Here is a 3,763-nt window from a genome sequence, read left to right as displayed (position 1 = left end):
GAGGTCAGCGCGGACGGCCGCAGCTTCTACTTCCTGTGCAACCAGAAGTGGCCCGGCGACTACGAAGTCTGCAACGTCGACGTCAACGGCGGTGCGGTGCGTGAAGTGACCGCGCTCGACGGCGTGGAGGACTTCAGCCTGTCGCCGGACGGCCAGCAGCTGCTGGTGCGCTACTCGGCCCCGTACCTGCCGGCGCAGATCGCCGTGCAGCCGGCCGCCGGCGGTGAAGCCCGCAAGCTCACCGACACCCGCAGCGCCGAGTTCAAGGCACGCCAATGGATCCAGCCGCAGATGGTGCAGGTGCCCTCGCGGCACGGCGCCGCACCGGTGTGGGCCAAGTACTACGGCCCGGAAACGCTGGAGCCGGGCAAGCAGTACCCCATCGCCATGTTCGTGCATGGCGCCGGCTACCTGCAGAACGTGCACGCGCGTTACTCCAACTACTTCCGCGAGCAGATGTTCCACAACCTGCTGGTGCAGAAGGGCTACATCGTGCTGGACATGGACTACCGCGGCAGCGCCGGCTACGGCCGCGACTGGCGCACGGCCATCTACCGCAACATGGGCCACCCGGAACTGGAGGACTACCTGGACGGCCTGGACTGGCTGGTCACCACCAAGCAGGGGGACCGCGCCCATGCCGGCATCTACGGCGGCTCCTACGGCGGCTTCATGACCTACATGGCGCTGTTCCGCTCGCCGGGCACGTTCAAGGCCGGCGCCGCGCTGCGCCCGGTCGGCGACTGGAACCAGTACAACCACGCCTACACCAGCAACATCCTCAACACCCCGGACATCGACCCGGAGGCCTACCGCATCTCCTCGCCCATCGAGTACGCCGAAGGTCTGCAGGACACCCTGCTGATCGCCCACGGCATGATGGACGACAACGTGTTCTTCCAGGACTCGGTCAACATGACCCAGAAGCTGATCGAGCTGCACAAGGACAACTGGTCGATCGCGCCCTACCCGCTGGAACGCCACGGCTACACCCGCGCCGACTCCTGGCTGGACCAGTACAAGCGCATCCTGAAGCTGTTCGAGCAGGAGCTGAAGTAAGCACCACGCCAAGGGCGCCGCAAGGCGCCCTTGGCGTTCTACCCCCGGCCAATCCCCGATCCCCGACCGTCCATGTCCCTCATCCAGATCGTCACCGCCATCCTCCTCGACGCCGAACAGCGCGTGCTGGTGGTCCGCAAGCACGGCTCGGACACCTTCATCCAGCCCGGCGGCAAGCGCGAGCCCGGCGAAACCTCGCTGCAGACCCTGCAACGCGAGCTGTTCGAGGAACTGGGCGTGCAGCTCGACGTCGACAGCGCGCAGCCGGTGGGCGTGTTCGAGGAGGACGCGGTCAACGAGCCCGGCCGCCGCGTGCAGGGTGAGGCGTTCCTGGTCCGCGTCAGCGGCCAACCGCAGGTGAAGGCCGAAATCGCGGAGCTGGCGTGGGTTCCGCTGCAACCGCCGCATGGCGTGACGCTGGCCCCGCTCAGCGCGCGACACCAGCTCCCGGCTGCACATGCGTGGCTGGTCAAGGCTGGGCATACCGGCACATAACGGCGATAGTGGCGCCACTTTCCAAGCGCCGCCGACCGTGAGCCCACCCGACCTGCCCACCGCCACACCCCGCCGTTCCAGTGCCGACCGCTTCATCGACCTCACCGCCAAGCTGTCACTGGCGCTCGGAGCGCTGGGCATCGTCTGGTGCCTGTTCCAACTGCTGATGGTGGCCCTGCTCGGGCGCCTGGACATCGTCGCGCTGATGCAGCGCGACGGCCTGGTCGTCCCGGACTGGATCCAGTGGACCGACGCGCATGCCTTCAGCCTGAGCGTGGCGCTGCTGCTGTTCTGCATCGCCTTCGTCGTGGTGTGCTGGGCCATGCTCAAGCGCCATGAATGGGGCCGCATCGGCTTCATCGTGTTCCTGCTGCTGGTCGCGCTGGGCAACTTCGCCTTCATCCCGGTGATGGACAGCATGTTCAACAGCATGCTGACGATCTTCCCTGCCGACTTCCTCAGCTCGCCGCAGGGCGCCGAGATGCGCGCGCAGATGGCCTTCAGCCGCTGGAGCCTGCTGATCACCCTGCTGGTGAGTTCGCTGGCGATCGCGGCATTGCATGGTTGGCTGGCGATCAAGCTGCAGCGGCGCGACGTCCGCGACCTGTTCCACTGAGTTCTCCGGAGTTCCCATGTCGCACTCGTTCCGGACGCGCCTGCTGGCCCTGCTTGCCGCGCTGCTGCTTCCCACCCTGCCGGCGATGGCGGCCACGCCACTGGCCTGCGGCACCTACCAGGCCGTCGATGGCGGTGCCCGCTTCATCGTGGAGAGCACCCACCAGGCCGTGCGCATCTACGACGGCCAGCCACCGACCCGCTACCTGATCCGCCAGCAGGACCAGACCCTGCATGCGGCCGACCTGTCCAACGGCTTCAGCGCCGACTACACGCTCAGCGCCGATGGCAAGCGCATCGGCGGCCTGCTCGGCGACTACGTGCTGGAAAGCACGGCGCGCTGCAACGCCTCCCCCACCGCGCCGGCCAACAGCTGCCGCGCCGACATCGACGGCTGCATGGACAGCGCCTACAGCGCCACCCCGGTGCAGTTGAAGCAATGGTGCCAGGAGGACCTGCCGTTCGCCTGCGAACGCCTGCTGTCCAGCTACGTCGAGCAGGCGCGTACCGGCCAGCCGTCGAACCTGCCCGAGCCGGACCTGGCCGAACCAGCGGTCTGCAGGGAAGGCACGCCGGCCTTCGACGAAGCCGCCTGCCGTGCCGCCGCGCGCGAGGTGCTGGGCCTGGCGCTGGCCAAGGCCATGGCCGGCACGCTGGCCGGTGGGCCGGCGCCCGCGCTGCCCGCCGTGCAGCTGGACGAGGTGCTGCAGCTGTGCCGACGCCACCCCGACGCCGGTTTCTGCGGCAAGGTGGCCGACGCGCATCTGGATGCCGGCCGGTACCCGGGTGCCCGCGAGGCGCTGCAGCAGGCCTGCGCCGCTGGCGGCGAGGAACGCACCTGCCGGCGCGCCCAGGTGCTGGCCGCGGTGGATGTCGCCGACCTGGCCGCGGTAGCGGCAACGGCCCTGCCGTGCGGCGACTATGCCGCCAGCAGCGGCCTGATGGATGCCCTGTCCTTCGCTGACCAGGGCCTGGTATCGATGTCCGGCAACAGCGTGCTGCGTGCCCGCCTGGAAGGCGGTGCGGTGCGGATACGCCACGACAAGGGCGGCGACTTCGTGCTGCAGCCCCTGGCCAGCGGCCAGCTGCTGGGCGTGGACGAATGGAACCGCTACGCGCTGTACCAGCGCACCGGCGGCGCCACCCACTGCAGTGCCCCGGTCGCGTACGCCGAAACCCCGCTGCAGCAGGATTGCCCGGCCGGTACCGATCCACAGGCCTGCTGCGCCGCCGGCAAGCTGCAGGGCTGCAACACGCTGGGCCATCGCAAGGCGCTGGCTGGCGACTGGGCCGGTGCCGCCCCGTACTACCAGACGCTGTGCCGGGCCGGCGTCCGCGCCGGGTGCGAGAACCTGCGCAGCGTCTACGAGCACACCGGCGATGAGGACATCCCCGGCAAGCTGCTGGCCCTCTGCAAACAGGACGGCACCGGCAGGCACGTGGCCTGTGACCTGTACGAAACCACCGATTGGGCCATGCTTGGCATGGGCGCGCGGCGGATGCAGGCCGTCGAGCCCGCCGCGGCGGATGACGCACCGGCACAGGCCGGCAACCGCACGTCCCATCGCAAGTAAACTCCGCCCGCCAGCCCGTC

Annotated in this window: 4 protein-coding genes; all 4 read left to right on the top strand. The window is 69.1% G+C overall.

The window, feature by feature from the left end; genetic code table 11:
- Positions 1 to 1,059: S9 family peptidase (locus VA603_RS12490; protein WP_323439040.1), on the top strand; the 1,059-nt coding region annotated here is incomplete at its 5' end.
- A gap of 72 nt (positions 1,060 to 1,131) precedes the next feature.
- Positions 1,132 to 1,554, top strand: coding sequence for an NUDIX hydrolase (locus tag VA603_RS12485; RefSeq protein ID WP_323439039.1), 423 nt, complete (start codon positions 1,132 to 1,134; stop codon positions 1,552 to 1,554).
- Positions 1,555 to 1,591: 37 nt separating this feature from the next.
- Positions 1,592 to 2,170, top strand: a complete 579-nt coding sequence (locus VA603_RS12480) for a hypothetical protein (protein WP_323439038.1) — start codon at positions 1,592 to 1,594, stop codon at positions 2,168 to 2,170.
- A 16-nt stretch (positions 2,171 to 2,186) separates the two neighbouring features.
- Positions 2,187 to 3,743 (top strand): hypothetical protein, encoded by a 1,557-nt coding sequence (locus VA603_RS12475; RefSeq protein ID WP_323439037.1) that lies wholly within the window; start codon positions 2,187 to 2,189, stop codon positions 3,741 to 3,743.
- The last annotated feature ends 20 nt before the right edge of the window (positions 3,744 to 3,763 follow it).

It is taken from the genome of Stenotrophomonas capsici (assembly GCF_034961085.1).
Lineage (GTDB): Bacteria > Pseudomonadota > Gammaproteobacteria > Xanthomonadales > Xanthomonadaceae > Stenotrophomonas > Stenotrophomonas capsici.
Note: the sequence above shows the minus strand (reverse complement) of the source record. Positions and strands in the feature narration are given on the sequence as shown.

Coding starts and splice junctions, on each gene's coding strand:
- VA603_RS12475 (WP_323439037.1), top strand. CDS start 2,187: ATGTCGCACTCGTTCCGGACGCGCCTGCTGGCCCTGCTTGCCGCGCTG.
- VA603_RS12485 (WP_323439039.1), top strand. CDS start 1,132: ATGTCCCTCATCCAGATCGTCACCGCCATCCTCCTCGACGCCGAACAG.